Origin of the sequence: Streptomyces dioscori, assembly GCF_003024195.1 — a bacterium.
Taxonomy (GTDB): Bacteria; Actinomycetota; Actinomycetes; order Streptomycetales; family Streptomycetaceae; genus Streptomyces; species Streptomyces dioscori.
Window position 1 is genome coordinate 145,102 of record NZ_KZ679057.1, and the last position, 22,062, is coordinate 167,163.

Sequence of the window (22,062 nt, forward strand, 5' to 3'; positions counted from 1 at the left end):
TGTGGTGAGCGGTCGGGCGGCGTCCACGTAGACTGGTGGGCTGTGGTCCGGCCGCTTCGGCCGTTCGCCCCCCTGTCGCACGTTCCCCTTTCGCATCTGGAGTCACCCCGTAATGCAGGCAGAACCGAAGAAAACGCCGGCGGGGTCGCTCGTGGGACAGGAGTACGAGGTCGAGGTCGGCCCCGTCGCGCACGGCGGACACTGCGTCGCGCGCACCGACGCCGGCCAGGTCCTCTTCGTACGGCATGCGCTGCCCGGCGAGCGGGTGCTCGCGCGGGTCACGGACGGCGAGGAGGACTCGCGGTTCCTGCGCGCGGACGCGGTCGAGATCCGGGAAGCGTCCAAGGACCGGGTGGCGGCCCCGTGCCCCTACGCGGGACCCGGGCGCTGCGGAGGCTGCGACTGGCAGCACGCCAAGCCGGGTGCGCAGCGGCGGCTCAAGGGCGAGGTGGTCGCCGAGCAGCTCCAGCGGCTCGCGGGCCTCACCCCGGAGGAGGCCGGCTGGGACGGCACGGTGATGCCGGCCGAGGGCGACAAGCTCCCGCCCGGCGAGGTGCCCGCCTGGCGCACGCGCGTGCAGTACGCGGTCGACGAGGACGGCAACGCCGGTCTGCGCCGCCACCGTTCGCACGAGGTCGAGCCGATCGAGCACTGCATGATCGCCGCCCCCGGGGTCTCCGAACTGGGCATCGAGAAGCACGACTGGTCCGGCATGGAGTCCGTCGACGCGATCGCCGCGACGGGTTCGCAGGACCGCATGGTCATCCTCGAACCCAAGCCCGGCGCCCGGCTGCCCCTCGTCGAACTCGACAAGCCCGCCTCCGTCATGCGCGTCGAGGAGCACGACGGCGGCATCCACCGGGTGCACGGCCGCGCCTTCGTCCGCGAGCGCGCCGACGGCCGTACGCACCGCGTCGGCAGCGGCGGCTTCTGGCAGGTCCACCCGCAGGCGGCCGACACCCTGGTCAAGGCCGTCATGCAGGGCCTGCTGCCGCGCAAGGGCGACATGGCGCTCGACCTGTACTGCGGTGTCGGCCTCTTCGCCGGCGCGCTGGCCGACCGCATCGGCGACAAGGGCGCGGTGCTCGGCATCGAGTCCGGCAAGCGCGCGGTGGAGGACGCCCGGCACAACCTCGCCGCGTTCGACCGCGTCCGCATCGAGCAGGGCAAGGTCGAGGCGGTCCTGCCGCGCACCGGCATCACCGAGGTCAACCTCATCGTCCTGGACCCGCCGCGCTCCGGCGCCGGCAAGAAGACGGTCCAGCAGCTGACGTCACTGGGCGCCCGCAAGATCGCGTACGTGGCCTGCGACCCGGCGGCGCTGTCCCGGGACCTGGCGTACTTCAAGGAGGGCGGCTACCGGGTGCGGACGCTGCGGGCGTTCGACCTGTTCCCGATGACGCATCATGTGGAGTGCGTGGCGATCCTGGAGCCGGTGGCTAAGGGCGCCTGACCTGGGGTTTTGCGCGTGCGCGTTATGGGCGGTGTGGGCGTTACGGGCGATATCTTGACGCTGAAATGACGCTCGTGACGCTCGTTCTGATGGGGTGTCAGGTGTGCATTGAGCAGGTCAGGTGGCGTCAAAGCTGCGAGTGACGATGTGACGCCGAGGGCTGGTGACGCTCAATGCGGAGTCGCCGGATCGTGCAGATCAGATGTCCCGGAAGGGACCATCGAACGCGGTGACCGGCTGTGATGAGTTACTGATGGAAGCTGACCTGGGCGAATGGTCTTTCAGCTGTTTCACGTTTGTGCCAGTTGATGGAGCCGGAAGTTCCAGAGGACTTCCATGGCTGATGGACGTCCTTTCGGCTCTGTACGCCCAAGCAGAGCTCGCCGAACCCCGTTGTCGACGAGGGAGCTGGAACCTTGGCGTTGGGTGGGCGGCGCTCGGTGGATGGCTTGCGGGATCGTAGGCTCCTGACGGCTGACGACGACTCTGCGGTCGCCGGTGGCAGTGGGCTGACGGTGCCCGCCAAGCTTCGCGCCCCCACAGCAAGCGGCCCGTCAGCTTTTTCGTGCGCCTCGGCCGACTGCACGCCTCGCCCCCAGTCCCTACGGCCGCCACCACTACGACTGTGTCGAAGTGGCCCCCTGACGGACACGACCGCCGGGCTCTGGCACGACGGTGACGGCGGCCTCGTCGCACGGATGCGGCACGACCCTCACTGTCCCTGATGCGTGAACGAGGCCCAGATGTCCAGATCCTCCAACGGCCGTTCCAGGGCAGGCCCCGGCACCGACAGTTCCTCGGGAAGCGTCCTGCCGCTGTCGAGCATCCATAACTGGGTGGCGCGTAGGGCGTCCGCAGGGAACGCGCCCCCGCGCAAGTGGTAATGGAGCATGCCCATCATCAGGGTCGTGCGCGGGTCGTCCGGGATTGCCCAGCGGGAGCCGACGACTGTGGTGGCTCCCGCGCTCAGGAGCGCGGTGGACAGGGTGAGCGCCTCGTCGTGGTCGCTGAGGGTCAGATCGCTGGTGCAGTTGGCGAGGATCACCGTGCCGCCGGGCGCGCGCGGGTCTCGCCTTCTCGCGCCTTCCAGGAGGTCCGCGACGGTGAGGGCCTGGCCCTGGGCGAGACGCAGCACCGACCGGGCGGCCGTGGGGCCGGTGTCCGCGTGGCAGTTGATGTGCAGGAGAGCCGCACTGGTGGCGCCGCGGCCCGGCAAGAACGGGTCCAGGGCGCCGCTGGTCGCGGGCAGCGGCTGGGTGGCGCCCAGGGGCGCACCGGACCCGCCGGCCGAGGCGTTGTACGGGTCGCCGATCACGGTGCTCCCCTGATGGAGACGCTGGATCAGCAAAGTCTCCCCCCGCATGGACGCGGAACCGAGTGGGTCCACCACCAGTACCACCGGCCCCTGCCCGGGCGTGAGCCTCGGCCGTGTGGCCACGTCGATGAGCTGCCGGGCCGACGCGCAGTACGAGACGGCGACGTGTTCGAGGGCGTGACTGAAGCCGATGGCCGGGCTCCCCGGCGTCTTCGGGCAGCGGGCCGCGTGCCAAGGGACCACGCCGAGCGCGCCGGCCGGTGCGAGCACCAGCCGGGGCAGCCGACCCGGCCACCATGCCCTGGCGGCGGCCACCAGCTCGTTCATGACGGTCTCGCCTGCCCAAGAGGCGAGCGCATCCAGCGACTCCCGCCATTCCCGCTCCTTCCGGGCGAGCCTGCGCCGGTGCCGGCTGTGCATCACCGGCAGGTCGCTGGGGTGTGGCCGGTTCTCCGGCCGACTCTCCTCCTGGAACGCGCGCAGGGCGCCCAGATAGGCCGCCAGCGGGCCGGACCCGATGTCCCTGAGCCTGGGAAGAGGCAGGACGCGCACCGCTCCGGTGGCGGTGACGACCAGCGCGTGGCCGGGACCGTCCTCGCCGGGGACGAGGTGGACCAAGGCGTCGGCTCCGGTGTTGCGCAAGGCACGGCCGATCCGCGAGGGGGAGGGCGCGGACAACAGCTCGGGCTCCGAGGCTCCGGCGGTCAGCGCTTGGAGTGCGCGGCGGCGCAGGTCGTCGGGGACCGAGGCCATCCCGGCGTCGCTCACGGCGGGCGCCACAGCCGACCACTGGGCGGCAAGTTCTGGTCGGCCCGCCGCCCGGAGCATCTCGGGGACCGTCACGCCCACGGTGGCGCCGTGCAGGACGAGACCGCGGCCCAGCTCCACGGCCTCGACGGCCGCCTCGGGGAGTCGGTCTGCCAGACACCAGCGCACCGACCGCCGCATGTCGGCCGCGACGGAGCGGGCGGCCGCCAGACCGCGGTCGGTGCCGGTCTGGAGCAGGACGGCCCTGCCGTGCGCGCCGAGCACCGACTTCGCAGCCTCCCGGGACTGCCGCCGCCGTACGCCGTCTCCGGGGCCGTGGGCCCGGTAGGCCAGGGCGAGGGCCCGAGTGACAAAGATGACGAAGGGATCACCGGGGGTGGGCGCGACAGTGCCGCGCACGTCCTGGAGAACGGTCACCGCGGCATCGAGGTCGCCGCGGCGACCGGTGCGGTGGAAGCGGTCGAGGAGGAGGACACCGAGGCCGTAACGGCAACGGGCCCGCGAGCCGTGGAAGTCGTGGCCGCCCTCCTCGGCGGTTTCCTCCAACAGGGTGATGGCACGGTCGAGATTCTCCGTTGAGGGTGTCCCGGTCGCGGCCTCGCCATCCCCCTCTGCGGCCTGCAGCGCGGCAGCCGCCCGCAGGGCCAGGACGGACCGGTGCGGGCTGCCCTGCCCGGCATCCGCGGCCGCCACGATTCGGTCGAGGGCGGCTCGGGCGGCGGCCCGGTCTCCCGACCTCCTCGCCTCCGCCAGCTCCCACCGGCTCAGCTCGGAGCGGGTCACGGGCAGCCGCGGGTGGCCGTCGGGAAGGTGCCGAGCGGCTTCGCCGAGCATGGCGAGCGCCGTGGAGAACCCCTGGTCACCTTGGCGCCCGGCGCGAAAGCGGGCGAGGAGCAGCCACGCGGTGCCGGCGGCGGCCGTGACCTCGGCACGGAAAGGGGCCGGGGGCTGGTCGGCGGGCCGGAAGAGACGAGGAAGGTCCGGGCGCGACCGCGCGAGGGCGGTCGTCAGGGCAACGTCCAGCGGGGGGTGGACCAGATCCTCCGGCACCCGATCGAGCAACCGTTCGTACGTGTGGGCGGCGGAGTCGAGGTCCGCGTGGTCACCCAGGAGGAGGTACCGGTCGAGCAGCAGGCCGCCCATGAACTCCGCACACCGGTCACCGAGCGCCGTCAGCCCGGGCTCCTGTGTCCCGAGTCGGTCGGTCGCCTCCATGAGCAGGGCCGCGGCGACCGTGAGGTCCGTGTGGTGGCGCTCGCGCAGCCACCGCCGGTGATGGGCCATTGCCAGGGTGGCCGCGGCTTCGGCGGAGCGCGGCCCGTCGGCGCCGTGAACCAGCTCCATGACCCGGCTGACCGGCAGCGCGAAGGGGTCCGGGCTGCCGTCGCCGAGAGCGACGACCACGTCGGGGTCGAGCTCCAGGCGCTCGGAGGGGTCGGTGCGTTCCGCCGCCTCGGGCGAGCCGCCGGCCGGTTCTCCGCCGACGTCGGCGGAGGGGCGCGGAGAGCTCGAAGTACGTTGCGTGGTACGGGCGTCGGGTGTTCCAGGCCGGACTGGCCGTCCTGTAGCGGGGTCGGGGGCGACGGGGGCGTACGTGGTCCTCGCGGGGGAATTCTCGGAGGAGCGGGAGGAGGTCGTGCCCGGGGCGTCCCGACCGGGGCGGGAGGTGACGTCGGGCGCGGAAGTGCCGGGCTCGGTGCGGGAGTCGGGCCGACGCGTCGCGGTACTCCGTTCCGTACGGAGGTCCCGTCCGGGCCCCGGGCCGGACGGGGGCCGAGGAACGGTTCCCGGGGCGCCGGGGAGCGGCATGCCCGGCTGTGCGCCGAGGGCGCTCCCGCTACCGAGGAGGAAGTGCACGACCGCCTGAGCGTGGGACGCCGCCTCCCCGCGGGCGGCGGCGTCGAGCATACGGCGGAAGGGGGAGCCGGTGGGGACGAGATCCCGCGCTTCGCGGAGTGAGACGGTGGCGGCGGCCGACGCGGCGCGCCGCTCGGCGGGCGGGACGTCGTCGCGAGCGGCGAGTTGGAGGCCCAGGACGCCCGACATGCCGAGCATGATCGACTTCATAGTCCACGCCTCGGGCCCCAGTTCCCGCGCGGCCCGTCGAAGCGGTTCGTGCCAGGCGCGGCAGATGTCGGGGGCCAGGTGCCGACCGTCGGGTGCGGTGATCACGGCTAGCAGGGCCGCGAGGAGAGTGAAGAGCGGCTCGCGTTCCAGATCCTCCGCGTCGAGCAGCCGCCCGACGAGTTGGACGTCGTCCTCGACGCCGGCGTATCCCGCGATGTCCGGCAGCCCGGGGGAAGTGGCTTCGCGTGCCGATGCCGCGAAAGGGGCGCTGTACCAAACGTGCCAGGTCAGTGCCATGAGGAAGAGGCCGGTCACGTCGGGATCGCGCAACTCGTGGCGCGCGGGCAGCCGCTCCAGGGCGATGCGCAGCAGACGGATGCCCTCCTGGAGGATGTCCAGCCGGATCTCCGGCTGCCGGATCGCGAAGTCCAGGACCTCGACGGTGCCCTGCAGCAGGAGGCTCCCGAAGTAGAGATCGTCCTCGTGGTGGTAGAGGCCGGTCGCCATCCGCAGCAGCCCGGCCGCTTCGCGCAGGTCCTGGGCCGCGCGGGGTGCGCTCCGCTCCACGGGGACCGCCAGAGTGCGGTCTCCCAGCATGAGCGCGTCGGCGGCCGGGCCCCACGCGCGGGGGGTGGCGCTGTTCAGGGCCCGCTGGGCGAGGCCGATGGATGACTTGAGCAGGAGCTCCGCGCGGTCCGTGTCGTCGGGGTCGATCAGGCGGGCGAGTTCCCGGGCGGCGGTGACGAACCGGTCGAAGCCGGAGTCGTCACTCCTGCTGTCCGACAGTTCGAGCCAGAGCAGCTCGACGACGGCTGCGAGGGTCGCCGTGTGCCCCTCTCCTCCCATGGACCGGTGCAGGGGCAGGATCCTCTCGAAGAGCGCCAGGGCCTTGGCCCGGTCGGCGTGCGGCGGGGGGTCTCCGACGTCCTGTCGCGCCGTGTTGCTCTCGGCGCGGTCGACGAGCAGCAGACCGTAGGCGAACCGGATGTCGGCGGCGTCCTCGTCCGGGACGGCCGGATGGGTGAGCGACTCCTCGAACCAGCTCGCGGCGAGCCGGCGCTCCGCCGGGGCCGGGGCCGTGTCCAGCAGGGCCTCCGCGATGGTGGCGCCGAGCGCGACGGCCCTGCCGCCGGCCCGTCCCCGCTCCGCCGACAGCGGACGCAGGAGGTCGAGGAGCACGACGTACTCGCCCGTGCCGTCGGCGGCGCTCCGAAAAGGCCCAGGTGACGCGGCGGACCGATTGCCGAGTTCGAGGAAGCCCACCTCGGCCAGTGAGAAGGCCACCTGTGCGGCCAGCTCGGGGAGGGACTCCGCAGCATCGTGCGCCTCACGGAGGTGGCGCCGGGCGGCGGCGCGGTCGGCGAGGCGCTCCGGGTCGGTCCGGTCCGGTCCGGCGGCGCGGTCGGCCAGCACGAAGCCGAGGACCGCGTGGAAATAGGAGACATCCGCCACCAGGGTGTGGTCCGGACCGTCGAGGGTCGGGGCCAGCAGGGCGATGATGCGGTCCGCGTCGGCCGGGCTGCCCCCGTCCGCCCCACCGCCGTCCCAACGAGCGGCGAGGTGCTGGGCCAGTGCGCAAGCGGCCTCGACGCTGTCCGCCCTGTCCCACCACGTGTCGTCCTCGTCCGATGCGCCGGTGACGCCGGTGTCTCCTCGGCGGGCGTCCGACGGCGATGGGCCGGACGACTCCGCCGCCGCGGACAGCAGGGTCTCCATCCGGGTGAAGTCCGGTTCCCGGCCGGTGAGGTCGTCCCGCAGGGACATCGCCTCCGCGGCGATCCGGCAGAGCCGGCGGTGCTCCCCGGAGAGCGGGGCCGGGGAACCCGCCATCAGTTCCGCGACCAGTCGGTCGGCCTCGTCCAGCAGGGCGACGAGCCGGCCGACGTCCGCCCCCGGGCCGTCGTCGAAGGCGGCGGCCGCCTCCAGCAGCAGTCGGGTGGCCAGTTCGGTGCGGGCCCGGCGCCCACCCGGATCCGCTCCGTCCCGCCCGGCGCCGCGCCGGGCGGCCGGGAGGGGAGCGTACGGGCCGCCGAGGACGCTGGGCGGCGGTATGTACCGCGTCGGCTCGCCCTTGTACGGATCGATGCCGGGAGTGTTCCCGTTCATGACGTCCCCCTGTGTGCCCACTGGTCTGCCTGGTGTCTGGTGCCCGCCCGGTCGGCCCGGTCGGAATGCGTGCTTACGGCGGCGTGGCCCGCCCGGCCCCGCACCGGACGTGAGCATTTCTCCTCCGGGCGAGCCGAATTACTTCCCCGCAGGAATTGTGCTTCCCGAGGGTGCCTGGCTAAGGTGCCGCACCGACCCGAAGAACATGAATATCAGGGAGTGCGCGTGGAGGAAAGAGATCGGATATTACTGGAGGCACTGGATCGGGATCCGCAAGGTGTACAGGAAAGCCTGACGGAGAGTGACAGGGAGCAGCTCGCCTTTCTCCTCGGCCTGTACGCGGAAGGGGGCTCCGAGGAGCGGATCCTCGGAATCTCCCGAGCTGTGAGCGCCCACCTGGCGGCGGCGCTGCCCTCGGACCGGGAGGAGGCGATCGCGCGGCGTCTCGCCGGGTCGCCCTTCGTCGGGGACCTGCCGTCCGCCCGCCTGGCCGCGCGTTACGGCGGAGTGCGGATGCCGTCGGCTGACGGATCACGAGCGACCCTTCCGGTGGGCGCGGACCATGACCCGCATGTTCCGGAGGAGGAGTGGCCCTGGGGCGAGGACGAGGGCGAGGACGACCCGGCGTCCCGGGAGGTGTTCCGGGCGGTCGCGGCACGCCTGCTGGCCGAACCCTTCCTGACCCCGGACGACCTGGAGGAGGACTTCGGCCGGCGGGCCGACCACCCGCACCTGATCATCCTGGTCGGGGACACCGGCGAACCCCGGCTGCCGGCCTTCCAGTTCGACGGTGAGGGTCGTCCCCTGCCCGTGGTGCTCCGCGTCAACGAACTGCTGGGCGCCGCTCATGATCCGTGGGGCGTCGCCGATTGGTGGCTGGGCGCCAACCTCTGGCTGGGAGCCGCTCCGGCCTCCCTGCTCCGTACGAACGCTAACGCGCAGTTGCTGGCCGCGGCCGGCGCGGTGGGAGAGGGGGACTGACATGCCTCGTGGCGCACAGCTGCCCGAGAAGGGCCTGGCGAAGGCACGGCCTGCCACCTGGAAGGCGGGCACCGTACTGTACCGGGTGCATCACGCCAAGTGGGATCCGGACGCCTTCAACCCCGAGCCGCAGGATCCGCATTTCGGCGGTTACCGCTTCGGGCCCACACGGAAGGACTCCTACTCCACCCTCTTCGCCGCCCCGCTGCAGGCGACCGCCCTCAATGAGACGCTCGTACGCGGTCTGTCCTTCGCCGGACTCGACGACGCCGGGCGGCGGCTCCTCCCACGCAAGGAGGTGGAGGGCCGCCTGCTCTCCCAGGTCGAACTCACCCGGGACGTCAGACTCGTCTCCCTCATGAGCGCCCCGGACATGGCGGCCGTCGCCCAGACGGACATGTGGCTGTCCTCCTCGGATGCCACCGAGTACGCCTTCACCCGGCGTTGGGGCGACTGGCTGCGGAGTGAGGCCGACTGGGCGGACGGGTTCGTGTGGCGGTCCCGGTTCGACAGCCCGCGAACGGCGTTGGTGCTGTTCGGGTCTCCCGAGGGTAGTGACCTGGTGGGACCCACCGGGCATCCGTCAGCCCCCCTTGACGACAAGCCCGGCATCCGGCGGGTCAACCGCCTTCTCGCCCGGTACCGCGCCGTGATCGCGCCGCCATCGGACGACGACCCGGTCATGACGCGGTCCTGATCCGGGCGTCCGGACCGTGCCTGGAGCGCGGTCCGGACGTTCCCCGGTGGTTCCCCGGGGATTCCCCGGGGAATTTGCTTTTCGCCTACCGGTGGGGCAGGTGGGGTGGTCATACTTCTGAGAAATGTTCTGAAAGAAGCGTGGGAAAAGGTTGTGCGGGAGAATTGTAGCCCCGTACCGAAAGGTGTCGGTGGGTGCATGATTGATTAATTCCACCGCGCATCGTACCTGTTTCCACCGGTCGGCCGACGCCCGCCGTGATGGAATTCGATCCAGTCGAAAGCGGAATCATCATGTCCGAGTTCTCCGAAAGTGAGAGGCCGCCGGTCTTTCCCGTCTGCCTGGTCCTCGACGTCTCCTGGTCCATGGCCGGGCCCCCGCTGGCGGCGGTCAACGCCATGCTGCCCGAGATCAAGCAGGTCATCCTCGACGACCACGCCACAGGAGAGATCGCCCGGCTCGCCATGGTGACCTTCTCCGACCACGCGGAGCGGGTCATGCCGCTGACCGACCTGAAGTACGCGGTCCCGCCCGTCCTGGCCCCGCAGGGAGGCACCAACTTCGCTGCCGGTCTGCGCACGGCCTACGAAACGCTGCGGGAGGGGATCAGCGGACTCGGCCGGGGCAGCACCTACCACCGACCGGTCGTGTTCTTCGTCAGTGACGGTGAGCACAACTCGTCCGAGGACTGGACCGGTCCCTTCCGCGATCTGACGAGCAAGGAGGACAAGTACGGGGCGGAGGTGGTCAGTTTCGGCTTCGGCCAGGCCAACCGGAGCGTCATCGCCCAGGTGTCCACGAACTTCGCCTTCTACGCGAACGACGGGGACCCGGCGGCCGCGGTCAGGGAGATCCTGTCGACCGTGGTCAGGAGCATCCGGACCACGTCCGGCTCGTTCAACTCCAGCGGCGGGGGCGCCCTCTCGGTGCCGGTCGGCCAGGCGCTGAGCCAACTTCCGCTGCCGCAGCAGACGGTGAACTGACCATGGGCCGACTGACGGCCTGGCGGGGTCGCCGCGGGGAAGCGCGCCGGGTGCCGGAACCAGGTGCGCACGAGAACCCCGTCCCCGATGCCGGGGACGGCGCGGGCACAGGCTCCGACCCTGCCCGAAGCACCGTCCCGGAGACGGGCGCGGCCCCCGGGACGTATGGGCTCCCCGGCCGCGCCCCGGCAGAGGAGGAGACCTCCGGCGCCGGACGGCCGGCGGATTGGGGAGAGCACTACGGGGGCACGGAGGCGGCCGGCCTGGCGGGTCCGGGGACCACGACCGCCGTCCGGTCGGACCTCCCGGCCCAGGCCGGCGTTCACGCCGAACTTCCCACGGACGCGCCATGGATCGGTTCGCTCGGCATCCCTGTGACACCGTCCCTGACACCGTTGCCCGCCGCGCTACCGGGCCTGCGAGCCGACGGGGGGCACCTCGCCGGGCGCTGGATCGCGGCAGCGAGCCTGGTCGGCGGGACCCATCTTCAGGCGGGCACCTCCGCCCAGGACGCGTACCGCTTCACCGTCACCGCCGACGGAGCCGCGCTGGTCCTCGTCGTCTGCGACGGGCTGGGGTCCCGGCCGGAGACGTCCCAGATCGGGGCGGTCTTGCTCGCCGAGCAGATCTGCGCGGTGGCGAGGGAACTCGCCACCGCGGAATCGCTCGTGATGGCCGGGGAGACCGTGCTGAGCGAGACGCTCGTACGGGCCTCTGCCGCCGTCACCCGGCACCGGGCCGCCGCGCTGCCGCAGCTGACCGACTCCGCCCTGTCGAGCACGGTCGCGGTGTGCGTGGTGCCGCTCGACGGGACGCCGGGATGGGCGGCCAGGGTCGGCGACTGCAACGTGCTGACCCTGGCCGTGGGGCGGTGGGGAGCCGTTTTCGAGAACGGGGACGGCCCCGTGAACCAGGTCTCCGGCTCACTGCCGCACTCGGCGCCCGAACGGCTCGTCGAGACCGCCGCCCTCCACGCCGAGCGGCCCGGCCTGCTCATACTCGCCACGGACGGTGTCGCCGCGGACCTGTTCAACTCCCCGGGCACCCGGGCCTGGCTGGCCGACCGCTGGTCGCAGCCGTGCGGTCCCGCCCGGATGGCCGACTCGCTCCGCTACCGCCTCCAGGGCTCGCACGACGACCGGACGGCGCTGGTGCTCTGGCCGACGGAGGAAGGGGGCATCCGGTGAACGTCCGCGGACGCAGCGGCAGCCGGTATCAGGTCCAGGCCGACCTGCTGAACCGGGGAGGCCAGGCGGATCTGTACCTCTGCCGGGACGACCGGGGGAGCACCCGGGTGCTCAAGAAGTACAACAAACCGATCACTGCACACGCGGCGGTGGAGCAGGTGGCACGGCTGAGCGCCCTCGGCCGTGGCATCGTGCTGAACGCAGAGGGGACGAACGGCGATCGGAAGCTCGGCCGCACCACGGAGACGTCCGTCAACTGGCCCATCGACGTCGTCGACGGCCACCAGGGCATCGACGCGGTGGTGCTGCCGCTCATTCCCGACTCGTTCATGCGGCTCAACTCCAAGGGCGAGCGCCACCCGCGCACGCTGGACTTCCTGGGCATGGCGCGCGCCGACCCGCCGGCCGCGGACGTCCGTGTCGGCGTGCTGATCCGGATCTGCGACATCCTCGTCATGCTCGACGGACGCGCGCTGACGCACGGCGACATCTCGTGGAAGAACATCGTCTGGCGCGAGGACGACACCCACGCCTACCTCATCGACTGCGACGGTCTATGGCCCCACCATCCCCCGCCCACCTCGGGCCCGAGCACCAACGAATGGCAGGACCCGCGGCTGATCCGGCGTCGCGTCCCGGCCCACGACCACTACAGCGACCGGTACGCCCTGGCCCTCGTGCTCTACCGCGGCCTCTTCCTCAACTCCGGAGGGCCCCGCTGGTCCGAGGCGGGCCCCCGCGGTCGGTGGATCAAGGCGTCGAACTTCCCTGACCGGCTCGACCCCACCCTGCGCGGCCTGTTCGCCCGCGCCTTCGACCGGCCCGACGACACTGCCGGGCGACCGCGTCCCTCGGAGTGGCGGGACGCGCTGCACCGCGTCTATCTGGTATCCGGCAGCCGCCCCACCTACCGCCGGGACGCCCTCCGCGTCCTGGACGACTACGCCGACCGGTTCCGGGACTCCGTCGGCCCGGCCGCCGCGCAGCGCCGCGGCACCGCCCTCGTCCCCGTACCGGCAGCACGTGCCGTGGGGCGGGGCGCGGTGGCGCCCGTCGGGGGACCATCGAGAGCGCCCGCGCCGGTGGGGCGCCCCGCGGGGGCCGCGCCCGCCGGGACCGGCGCGGCCGTGCGGAGGACGGGGACCCCGACGCCGCCGGCGCCCGGGGCGGCCCGCCCGGTGCGGAGCGGAGCGCGCCGGGGCCGGGGCTGGGGTGCGGGGCTGATCCTCGGCACGGTGGCTGTCGCCGCCCTCGCGCGGTGGACGGTGGAGAACGGCGAGGGCACGGCGCCCCGGGGCAGCGTGCCGCGGACGGTGAGTGCCGTGGACTGTCCGAAGGAGATCGTCGCGGACCTGCCGGTCGCCGAGCGGTCAGGGGCCGAACTCATGCGGCGCTACCGGACGTCCGAGCACCTGATCACCGTCTGCCGGACCTCCGACGGCGGCTTCTATTACCACGGCGCCTGGCGGAAAGGCGACCCCGACAGCACGATCACCATCCCGGCGCAGGCCACGGACGACGGCTACCGCGCGGAACGGGGAGGCTACGTCTACGCCATCAGCGGTGACACCGTCACCGTCTCCGTGCCGGGACAGGCGCCGAAGGAGTACGCGCTGACGGTCATCGAACAGCGGTGACGGTCCTCAGGCGGCCGACGGTCCCCGAGCGGGCTTCTTGGGCCGTCTGCCGACCCTCAGTACGCCGGATGGCAGCAGACATGCCCCCGCCGGTCGGTGAGGGCGTCGAGGACCAGGCGCGCGGTGCCCGCGTCGTGCGTCACGAGATGGACCGCCCAGTCCGGATCGGCGGCCAGGACGTGTTCGAGGGCGATGAGGATGGCCTCCAGACTGATCCTCGGATCCAGCCCGCCCCGACCGGCACCCAGGAGCGGCAGGGCCACCGAACGCAGGGCGGCCTTTTCGGACCGCCGCTCCCACCGCGCGAGTTGGAACACCCGTCGCACGGCTTCGGAGACCGCGCCGGGCGTGGTGTCGTACCGGTCGGTGCCTACCAGCGGCGTTGCGACGGCCGCGTGATAGATCCGCCTGATCCCGCGCCCGGCGAGTTCGCCGGCCGAGGTCGGGGCGACGGTACCGGGTGCGACGGGCAACCCCGGCGTGCCGTTACGTGACAGCCACGCGTGCAACTGCCCGGCTATCAGGTCGTCGAGGATGGCCCCCACCGCGTCCTTCCGCGCTCCGGCCCAGCGCAGGCTGCCGGACACCGTCGGGCGGAAGGTCTTGGACATCTCGAAGAAGATGTTCTCCGGCGACACCAGTACGTCGATGTCGCAGAGGAACTGGATCGGACCCACGTGCAGGGTCAGCTCGACCGTCCGATGCCCGAGCGGGACAGTGGCCGTGTGGCGGCCGGCGTGCACGAGCCGTGAGGCCGTCGACCGGTCGGGCAGCGTTGGCGCCACGGACGGAGGCCCCGGGTCGGGGCCTCCGTCCGGTAGGGCCGCCCCGCCTCCCTGCCGCAGGTCGCCGTCCGGCTGGTACCCGGTGGACGCTCCGGAGCGGGAACCGTCGAATGCGAGCAGAGCCCCGGCCACCTCCTCCAGGAGATGTTTCTCCTGGTTCTTCCGGAAGTGGTCTGCGGTCAAGCCGAACACTTCGGCTGCCAGGTCGCGGCGCTGCTTCGCGCTGAGATCGCGGGTGTCCGGCGCCAGGCCGAAGGTGGACAGGGCCGCTGCCCGCAGCCGCTCCCCATCCAGCCGCGTCACCACGGCGTGGATCACCCTCTCTATGTCGGTCGGCTCCACGTCTTCGGCCGACACCGCCCGGCCCCCGGGGCGTCGCTCCGCGAGGCCCGTCAGCACCGGGAGGGCGAGCCCGCGCAGCCGGAGTAGCCCTTTGATCCGAACCTCGTTCAGTTCCCCGACGAGTCGGCCGTGATGATCGGCCTGCCCGACGGACTCATCGTCACGGTTCATCTGTCAAGCATGAGGGGGGCGTCAGGAATCATCAACTGAACTGAGTGAAAAGGGTATTGACGGCTCCACGCCGCGCGCCCTCCGTGCCGCAGCGGCGTCCCGGTCAGCCCCGGTGCCGACCGGGACGCCGCCCGTATCTTGCTGCCGCAAGCTGAAAGCCGCTTCGGGCGACTGGCGCGGATCTGGGCCGACGCCGGATACACCGGCCATCTCGTCGACCGGAGCGTGGCACAGCTCGCCATCCGGCAGCACCTCAGGGATGCCGCTACACCCTTTCCCGGCCCGCTAGGCAGCAGGTCAGGCAGGGTGCGGCGGCGTCATCGGGTCAGATGTCCCGGAAGAGACCAGTCACTCGGCTGATCTGCAGGAACGATCGACCACCAGTCGCTGACCTGCGGAAACGACCTTTCGGCTGTTGCACGTTCGTGCCCCTTGATGCAGCTGAAAGTCCCAGAGGACTCCCAAGGAGACCAGGCGTTCTTTCCAGGGCATGAAGGCTATGCAGGGCGTGCGGGAGCTTAGCGGTTGAGGGCCTCTCGCGGAGGACGAGGCAGGGACAGGTCCAGGAGACTGTCGCCTGGTGGCCCGCCGTCGAGGTCGCCTACTGCTTCGGCGACGACGGCGAGCTGCAGCTCGTCCCGCACTACCCGCCGCACTCCATGCGCCACACCTGCGCCTCGTGGCTCGTCCAGAAGGGAGTCTCGCTCTACGAGGTCCAACACCTCCTCGGCCACGAGAGTTTCCAGACCACCCAGCGCTACGCCCACCTGCAGCCGGACGCCCACAAGGCCGTCCTGGGAGCCTGGAAGCGGATGGAGAACCCGCTAACCATCACCACATGAACGTTCCTTCACCCCTGCCCGTGCCCGACAGGGGTGAAGGCATCTCATTACGCAATTCTCGGACAAGGCGCCCAACGAGCGATAAGACTGATCGCATGGCTACAGAACCACGCCCTCCCATCGAGTCCTCTTGCATCGAGCTTCTCGAGCGCCTTGCCCAGTTCAGCGAGAAGGTGACAAGAACGCTGCGAGGGGTGACCAAGACGTACAAGGAAGCCGAAGCAGCACGCAGCCATCTCCGCGACGCCCTCAAGTTGGCAACGCAGCTGTGCAGGGCCGTCGTTGCCTTCTTCAGGCCCGAGGGCGGAACTGCCGAAGCCTGCTAGACCTGGGCCGGCCGGGTAATGCCGGCTGCCAAGCAGTCGCTACCGTCCGAGCCGGCCGCTTTCCCGATGGTGGCGAGGACATCATGGTCGGGGAGCACGTCCACACTGGTGCGCCACGGCCGGCCCCCGTCCACATGGCAAACCATCCACAGGCGCAGCACCCCCGACGCCGCCAGGGCTTAATTAAGCCGTGCGGGAGGCAGGTCGTAGCGGCTGACGGCCAGATACGTTTCCGGTGTGGCCGCTTCGAGGAGACCCTCGTCGCCCTCCAGGTCGAGCTTCTGCGTTGGGCAATGGCCAGATCTTCTTCGTGGAGACGTGCGCAAGCGGCGAAGAGTTTTCTGGACATGCCGAGGTGGACCTCGGTTCCAGGGATGCGGCAGGTGAGGAAGTCGTCGAGCCCCCAGGAGCGGATCTGGGTGCGCAGAGTGTGCGACTCGATGTGGAGCGCCGCTCCGCGAGCGTCCGCCCGCATGGAGAGGGTGAGGTCGTCGCTCTCCAAGGGGGTGGTCAGTCCGGAACGCCGGTGGCGGGAAGCGCGGTCGGCCGGTACCGGTACCGGTACCGTGCGCAACTGAGAGGCGGGAGCGGAGCGCAGCGCCAGGTAAGCGAGCATCTGGGCACGGGCTGCAGCGATGAGCGCGTCGTCGTTGTCCCCGCGGTGGTCTTCGAGATTGCCAGGGCCGACCGCTGCGTCGTCAGCGTCGGATCCGGCCGGGGGAAGGGGCGGCTCGCCGGAACGCAGGTCATGGTCGATCGTGAGGAAGAGGTCGTCTCCGGGCCGCACGGACGCCCCGACCAGGACGATACGGTGCCTAGGGGCCGAGAATCTTGCTGCCGGCCTCCAGTTGCACCCACCCCTTGCGGAGCTCGCCGACGCCGACACTGCCGCCCTTGGCCTCGATCAGCCAGTACATCCCTTCCGCCTCGTGCCGTCCCCACAGGTCGGGCAGCGTTTTCTTCGGGTCCTTGAAGGTGTCGCTCAGGGCGGGTACAGGGCCGCCGAGTTCAAGGTGGTGGGTCTGTCCGAGGCCGAGCAGGGAGCGGCACGCCCACTCGGTCATCGTCATGCCCAGCCGGTAGGCGGCGGCGCTCTTCGCAGTGCGCTCGGTGCCGTGCTCGTACACCGGGTTCAGGGTCAGACGTCGGCCCTTTGCGCCCGGTACGGGGTGCCGGGACGTGACGGCGTGGGCGCCGAGGTAGGCGTACAACGGGGAGACCCGGGCGACGAGTTCCCCGTGTGCGTACCGGGGCTGGTTCTGCAGGTGGGGGGTGACGTCGCGGCCGACCTCGGTGGCGGGCCTTGATGATCTCTCGCCACGTGGTGGTCGGGGCGTACCAGCCATCGGTTGCCGGGAACCCGTCCGACGCGCTCCACGCCGCATGCTTCGCCGTGCGCCACTGCCTCTTGGGCTTGTCCGCGGGTCCGTTACGGAACAGGATCGGTACGTCGAAGCTGTCGGCGTAGGCGAGCGGCGGCTCGTCGACGGTGTGTGCGGGAATCACAAGGATCACCCTGGCACAGGTCTGGGCCCTTCCGAATACAGGGCAACGGACAGCCGATCCGCTCGACTTCCGTCGTCATGACGCAGTCACAGCCGCGTCCGATGGCAACGTGTGTTGTTGGCCTGCCACCCGCCTCACCACGATGCGCCGCTCACGGTCGGTTGGGCCAGAGGGGCGACGAAGACAGCCGGACGGAGGGCAGCTGTACCGTCCGGATCGGTGCAAGAGCGGCTGCTGCAGGTCGAACGGCTTCCTCGTGCAGGAGCCGCGCCTCCGGCAGACCGACTGGCCGCCGATACGGCGGTACGGGTATCCGGCGCCCGGCACGTTGACCTGTTCACGCCGACTTCTCGACAGCCGAGGAAATGGAAACCAGCGTAGAGGGATTTAACGAGGGTCGGCTCCAATTGATTACCGTGCCAATTGAGTCGCAGCCTGCCTGTCGACTGATCTCCCCCCGGGTATGGCCTACCCGGTGTGCTTGACGCGGGACAGACCTGCGATCCCCTGTTTTGCTACCTGCTCATTTCTTGATTCTTGCTCTGGTTGATTGCAGACGTGATCTCATTCGGATGTAATCAGTCGATGTCCGGATCGTCGGCTTCTTCGAAGAGATGGGCTGCGAGGTTGTCGGCCCACTCCACGGCCCAGGAGTGGAGCGGTAATGGTGTAGTCGTGGAGCCCTATGCGTCGCAGGAAGCGATATTGGCAAGGTTCAGCTTCAACCGGTCGCCGGTTGGGGGGGGCGTTCTGTGCGGGCCTTGAGGGGATGTCTTCAATTCCGTGTGGGCCACCCCTGCGGGGTGATGTCAGCGCTTGCGGTGCTTGATCGACTCTAATGTCCAGGATCAGCCGCCGGCGGTCGGCCCTGTGGACGGTGAAGCGGCGTGGTGAGTCCTCGGTGGTGTTCTGCGGGATTTTTCTCGACGCTGCGGCAATCGGTCACCCCTGCGCTTCGCCATCTGTATTCCAGGAGTTAACCGCAAATATTTACCGGATTCCCTTCGGGGGCGAGGTGGGTGGCGATTTCTCATTTTTTCTTGACCGTGATCGATCAAGGTGTGTACAACTGGCATTCCGCTGTGAAGATCGTGTGACCAGGGGGACGCGTGCTGTCGCACATGGGGCTTGACCATTTCCGAGCTCGTCGAAGACGTTCACGTACTGTTGTGATCCTTTTGACGGTCATGGTGTTTCTCATGGAGGTGTCGGGGGCAAGTATCTCGACTGCCGTACCGGCCGCGCATTCCGGCACAGCTCGCACGGATTCAGCGGACGTCACTTCCGAAGCCGAAGCGGCGGCTGCGAAAGCAGCGGAGACCGGCCATCGTGTTGAGGTCGTCGGTGAACGCACCGAATACACGACGACGTACGCGAATCCGGACGGTTCCACGTTTTCCCTCAGCATGTCCGCCGTGCCGGTCCGGGTGAAGGACGCCGAAGGCAGCTGGGTCGAACCCGATACATCACTGGAGCGACGTGCGGACGGCCGGATCGGCCCCAAGGCGGCGGCCGTGGATGTGTCCTTCTCGGAGGGCGGGGACGGAGCCGCTCTGGCGACCGTGGCAGAGGGCGGGCGATCGCTCAAGGTCGGATGGCGGGGTGAACTACCCGAACCGACGTTGAACGGGGACTCGGCGCTCTACCCGGACGTCATGCCTGGGGTGGACCTGCGGATGACCGCGACCATCGAGGGTTACCGCGAGGTGCTGGTAGTCAAGACACCCGAGGCAGCGGCGAGCGAGGAGCTGAAGGCGCTGGACTTCCCCGTCGAGACGCAAGGGGTCACGCTGCGCCACGGCGTGGGAAGCGGTCTCGATGCCGTAGACGACAATGGCAATGCCGTGTTCCGCAGCCCCGCGGCACGGCAGTGGGACTCAGCTGGGGACGCGGCGACGGCGGGAACGTCCACCATGTCGCGCCGTACGGCCGAGGAGCCGGTGCCCGCCGATGGCGACTCGCATCCCGACCCCGCGGCCGGCCCTAGTGACGGCGACAACCTGGCCGTCCTGCCGGTCACTGCGGATGCGGACTCCATCATCGTCGTGCCCGACGCCGCTCTGTTGACCGGTGCGGACACGGTCTACCCGGTGTATGTCGATCCCGACATGTCGTGGGGCGAGTCGGAGCGCACGCTGCTGTCCTCCGACGGCGACACCTTCTACAACTTCTCCGGTGGGGACGACGGCGAAGGTGTGGGCTACTGCGGGACCTACGTGAGCGGCGAATACGGGTACTACTGCGGCTCCGGTTACAAGCAGCGCATGTACTTCGAGTTCGCGCCGACCGCGCTGCGCGGCAAGCGGGTGCTGGATGCCACCTTCCGGGTGACGGAACGCTGGTCGATGTCCTGCGAGAAGACGACCGTGCAGTTGGTGCGGACGCCGAACATCTCCTCGTCGACGCGCTGGCCCGGACCGACGAGCAACTGGGACATCATGGGTGACCGCACCGTCTCGGCGGGTCGCGGCACGGCGTGCGATCCTGACCAGCCGGACGCGCCCATCGAGTTCAACGACGATCCGGCGCAGAACTACGAGAACCTCACCAACACGGTGAAAGCGTTTGCGGCCGGTGATTTCTCCCGCCTGACGTTGATGTTGAAGGCGTACAACGAGTCAGACCCCAATGGCTGGAAGCGGTTCGACGACGATGCCGTGCTGGACGTCGACTACGTCGGTGTTCCGGCCCCGCCCACCAGTCCCGGCGTCCTGTCGGGAGAGGTCACCTCGTGTGAGACGGATGCGAGTGACCCTGATGTCCTCTCGGACCCCACCCCCACGCTCACCGCGGTGGCCCAGACCCTCGCCGGTGGTGAGAGCGGCGCGGACCTTCGCACCCACTTCTACGTCCAGAAGAAAAACGGCAGCGCGTGGGAGGTGGCTACCGAGCCAGTGCGACCGGTCAGCCCTGGATACGTCAACGACGGACAACGGGTGTCGGTCAGTTCTCCGGTCACATTCGCCGACGGCGGCACTTACCGGATGGCGGTGTTCACCCGCTCCTATTACAACGGCGGAGCGAGCTATCTGGAGTCGCACAGCACTGTGACGACCAAAGGCTGGTGTTACTTCAAGGTCGACACCACCGCCCCGAAGGCGCCGATGATCGCTTTCGGCACGACCTACACGTCATGCACCGCCAACGCCTGCCCACCGGCCGGCGGACCGGGAGTCAAGGGCGAGTTCACCTTTGCCCCGGCGTCCGGCGACGCGGCCACCGTGATCGGATACCGCTACAAACTGTCTTCCTCCAGTTCCTGGTCGCCGACGGTCTCCGGAACCACGGTGAAGAAGGCCATCGCACCTGATCTCGCCGGCACGACGGTGCTTCAGGTCCGGGCATTGGACAATGTGGGCAGTGGTCGCTGGGGTGCTACCGCGAGCGTGCGGTTCAACGTCCAGGAGAGCCCGGGTGCCAGCGGTCGCTGGCATTTCAACGACAGCGCTGTCAATTCCGGTGAGACGCTGGCCGCCGACTCCGCGACAGCCTCGGGCACTCGTCATCCCGCCACGCTGTACACCACCGGATCCGGCTGGTCCGGCTTGGGGCGCCGCGGTTCCAGCGACCGCTCACTGTGGCTGAACGACGTATCCGATCCAACCCGGCACGCGGGCTACGCCGCAACGTCTTCCGCCGCGGTCAACACCCAGTCCTCATACACCGTTTCGGCCTGGGCCTACCTGACGGAGAACACCGAGTACCGGACCGTGCTGTCCCAGACCGGAACCGACCACTCCGGCTTCGTCCTCTACTGGTCGGCCGGGGTCAAACGGTGGGTGTTCCGCTTCGACTGGACCGACAGCGCCGGAACCCGGCGCTACGTCACCAAGAACGCGACGGCCGAAGGACCGCCGCTGAAGGTCTGGACCCACCTTGCGGCCGTCTACGACGCCGAGGGCAGGACGATTCAGCTGTACGTCAACGGACGTGCGCAGGGTGAACCGGTCGCGGTCCCCGCCGGCGGGGAGAAGCAGACCCCCGACGGGACCCTCCAGTTCGGCCGCGCCAGTTATGTGTACGGCGACTACGAGCAGTACTGGCGTGGACGTATCGATGAGGTCGCCGTCTTCCAGGATGCGCTGCAACCGGCCGCGATCGCCACCGAGGCCCGGCTGCTGGATCCCACCGGCACCGCGACCTCCACCGAACTCGTGGCCTCCTGGAATCCCGAGGGAGCCACCGGTACCGCACTCGCCGACCCGCTGACGGGATACGGGCACGACCTCGCCCTGTCCGGCGGAGCCTCGCTCAACGGCGAGGCGATCGTCCTGGACGGTGTCGACGACACGGCCACCACCATGGGCCCGATCATCGACGACACGGGCTCCTTCACGGTCACCACCGAGGTCGAACTCGACCAGAGCGCGCTCAACGCCAAGGGCAACGGCTTCATCGGACAAGTGCTGGGTCAGCGCACCGCGGACGGCTCTGCCTGGGGCCTGTGGTACCAGACGACCGGCACCGAGACGCACTTCGACGACGACGACAACCCCTACGAAGTCCCCGTCGGCTTCTGGCGATTCGGCCGCTTGGCCGCCGATGGCACCTTCACCGCCGTCGACTCCGACAGCGCGGCCGTCGTCGGCAACCGGGTCCGTCTGACCGGGACGTACGACGCGCAGGCCGGCACCGTCGCCCTCTACCTGGACTCCACCCAGAACGACACCGACACGCCCTACACGGCGGTCGTGGGGTCCGGTGAGTTCGCGGTCGGTAAGGCGTTCATGAACAACGCGTGGCGTCACCACCTGCCCGGCAAGATCTCCGACATCCGCATCTGGGTCGGCGCGGCGGCCGACGGCACCCAACTGGACACGATGATCGGCGGCTGAACTGCCGCTGCTCCTTTTTCTCCGTCTTCCTGTTCCTTTTTCCCTCCGTGGCCGTGACAGC

At 70.1% G+C, this 22,062-nt stretch carries 12 protein-coding genes; 8 read left to right on the forward strand and 4 right to left on the reverse strand.

Annotation, left to right across the window (positions count from 1 at the left end):
• Window positions 1–112 precede the first annotated feature (112 nt).
• Entirely contained in the window at window positions 113–1,453 is a 1,341-nt protein-coding gene (locus C6Y14_RS38390; RefSeq protein WP_107021537.1) for a class I SAM-dependent RNA methyltransferase, read from the forward strand.
• A 712-nt stretch (window positions 1,454–2,165) separates the two neighbouring features.
• On the opposite strand, the gene C6Y14_RS38395 is transcribed toward C6Y14_RS38390, so the two are convergent.
• Window positions 2,166–7,709, reverse strand: a complete 5,544-nt coding sequence (locus C6Y14_RS38395) for a CHAT domain-containing protein (protein ID WP_107021538.1) — start codon at window positions 7,707–7,709, stop codon at window positions 2,166–2,168.
• A gap of 225 nt (window positions 7,710–7,934) precedes the next feature.
• Between C6Y14_RS38395 and C6Y14_RS44365 the strand changes: the two genes are divergently transcribed.
• The 5 genes from C6Y14_RS44365 (at window position 7,935) to C6Y14_RS38420 (ending at window position 13,194) form a co-directional block, all read left to right on the forward strand.
• Window positions 7,935–8,690: a DUF3168 domain-containing protein gene (locus C6Y14_RS44365; RefSeq protein ID WP_159074391.1), complete on the forward strand. Its 756-nt coding sequence runs from the start codon at window positions 7,935–7,937 to the stop codon at window positions 8,688–8,690.
• A 1-nt stretch (window position 8,691) separates the two neighbouring features.
• Window positions 8,692–9,387, forward strand: coding sequence for an RES family NAD+ phosphorylase (locus C6Y14_RS38405; RefSeq protein ID WP_107021539.1), 696 nt, complete (start codon window positions 8,692–8,694; stop codon window positions 9,385–9,387).
• A 293-nt stretch (window positions 9,388–9,680) separates the two neighbouring features.
• Window positions 9,681–10,370: a vWA domain-containing protein gene (locus tag C6Y14_RS38410; RefSeq protein ID WP_107021540.1), complete on the forward strand. Its 690-nt coding sequence runs from the start codon at window positions 9,681–9,683 to the stop codon at window positions 10,368–10,370.
• Window positions 10,371–10,420: 50 nt separating this feature from the next.
• On the forward strand, window positions 10,421–11,557 hold the full coding sequence (locus C6Y14_RS38415; protein ID WP_107021541.1) for a protein phosphatase 2C domain-containing protein: 1,137 nt from the start codon (window positions 10,421–10,423) through the stop codon (window positions 11,555–11,557).
• On the forward strand, window positions 11,554–13,194 hold the full coding sequence (locus C6Y14_RS38420; protein WP_107021542.1) for a hypothetical protein: 1,641 nt from the start codon (window positions 11,554–11,556) through the stop codon (window positions 13,192–13,194). Before C6Y14_RS38415 ends, C6Y14_RS38420 begins: the two co-directional genes overlap by 4 nt.
• A 56-nt stretch (window positions 13,195–13,250) precedes the next feature.
• Here C6Y14_RS38420 and C6Y14_RS38425 read toward each other — a convergent pair whose 3' ends face one another.
• The gene (locus C6Y14_RS38425; protein WP_107021543.1) at window positions 13,251–14,492 is read right to left on the reverse strand and encodes a macro domain-containing protein; all 1,242 of its coding nucleotides are present in this window, start codon (window positions 14,490–14,492) and stop codon (window positions 13,251–13,253) included.
• Between the two features lie 518 nt (window positions 14,493–15,010).
• Window positions 15,011–15,136, reverse strand: a complete 126-nt coding sequence (locus tag C6Y14_RS45630) for a hypothetical protein (protein ID WP_263973122.1) — start codon at window positions 15,134–15,136, stop codon at window positions 15,011–15,013.
• 15 nt (window positions 15,137–15,151) lie between these two features.
• Between C6Y14_RS45630 and C6Y14_RS38430 the strand changes: the two genes are divergently transcribed.
• The gene (locus C6Y14_RS38430) at window positions 15,152–15,334 is read left to right on the forward strand and encodes a tyrosine-type recombinase/integrase (protein WP_263973123.1); all 183 of its coding nucleotides are present in this window, start codon (window positions 15,152–15,154) and stop codon (window positions 15,332–15,334) included.
• 1,141 nt (window positions 15,335–16,475) lie between these two features.
• Here the strand turns inward: C6Y14_RS38430 and C6Y14_RS45380 are convergent.
• Window positions 16,476–17,006, reverse strand: a complete 531-nt coding sequence (locus tag C6Y14_RS45380; RefSeq protein ID WP_225891486.1) for a hypothetical protein — start codon at window positions 17,004–17,006, stop codon at window positions 16,476–16,478.
• A 1,566-nt stretch (window positions 17,007–18,572) separates the two neighbouring features.
• On the opposite strand from C6Y14_RS45380, the gene C6Y14_RS38440 reads away from it, so the two are divergent.
• Entirely contained in the window at window positions 18,573–22,001 is a 3,429-nt protein-coding gene (locus tag C6Y14_RS38440; protein ID WP_225891487.1) for a LamG domain-containing protein, read from the forward strand.
• The last annotated feature ends 61 nt before the right edge of the window (window positions 22,002–22,062 follow it).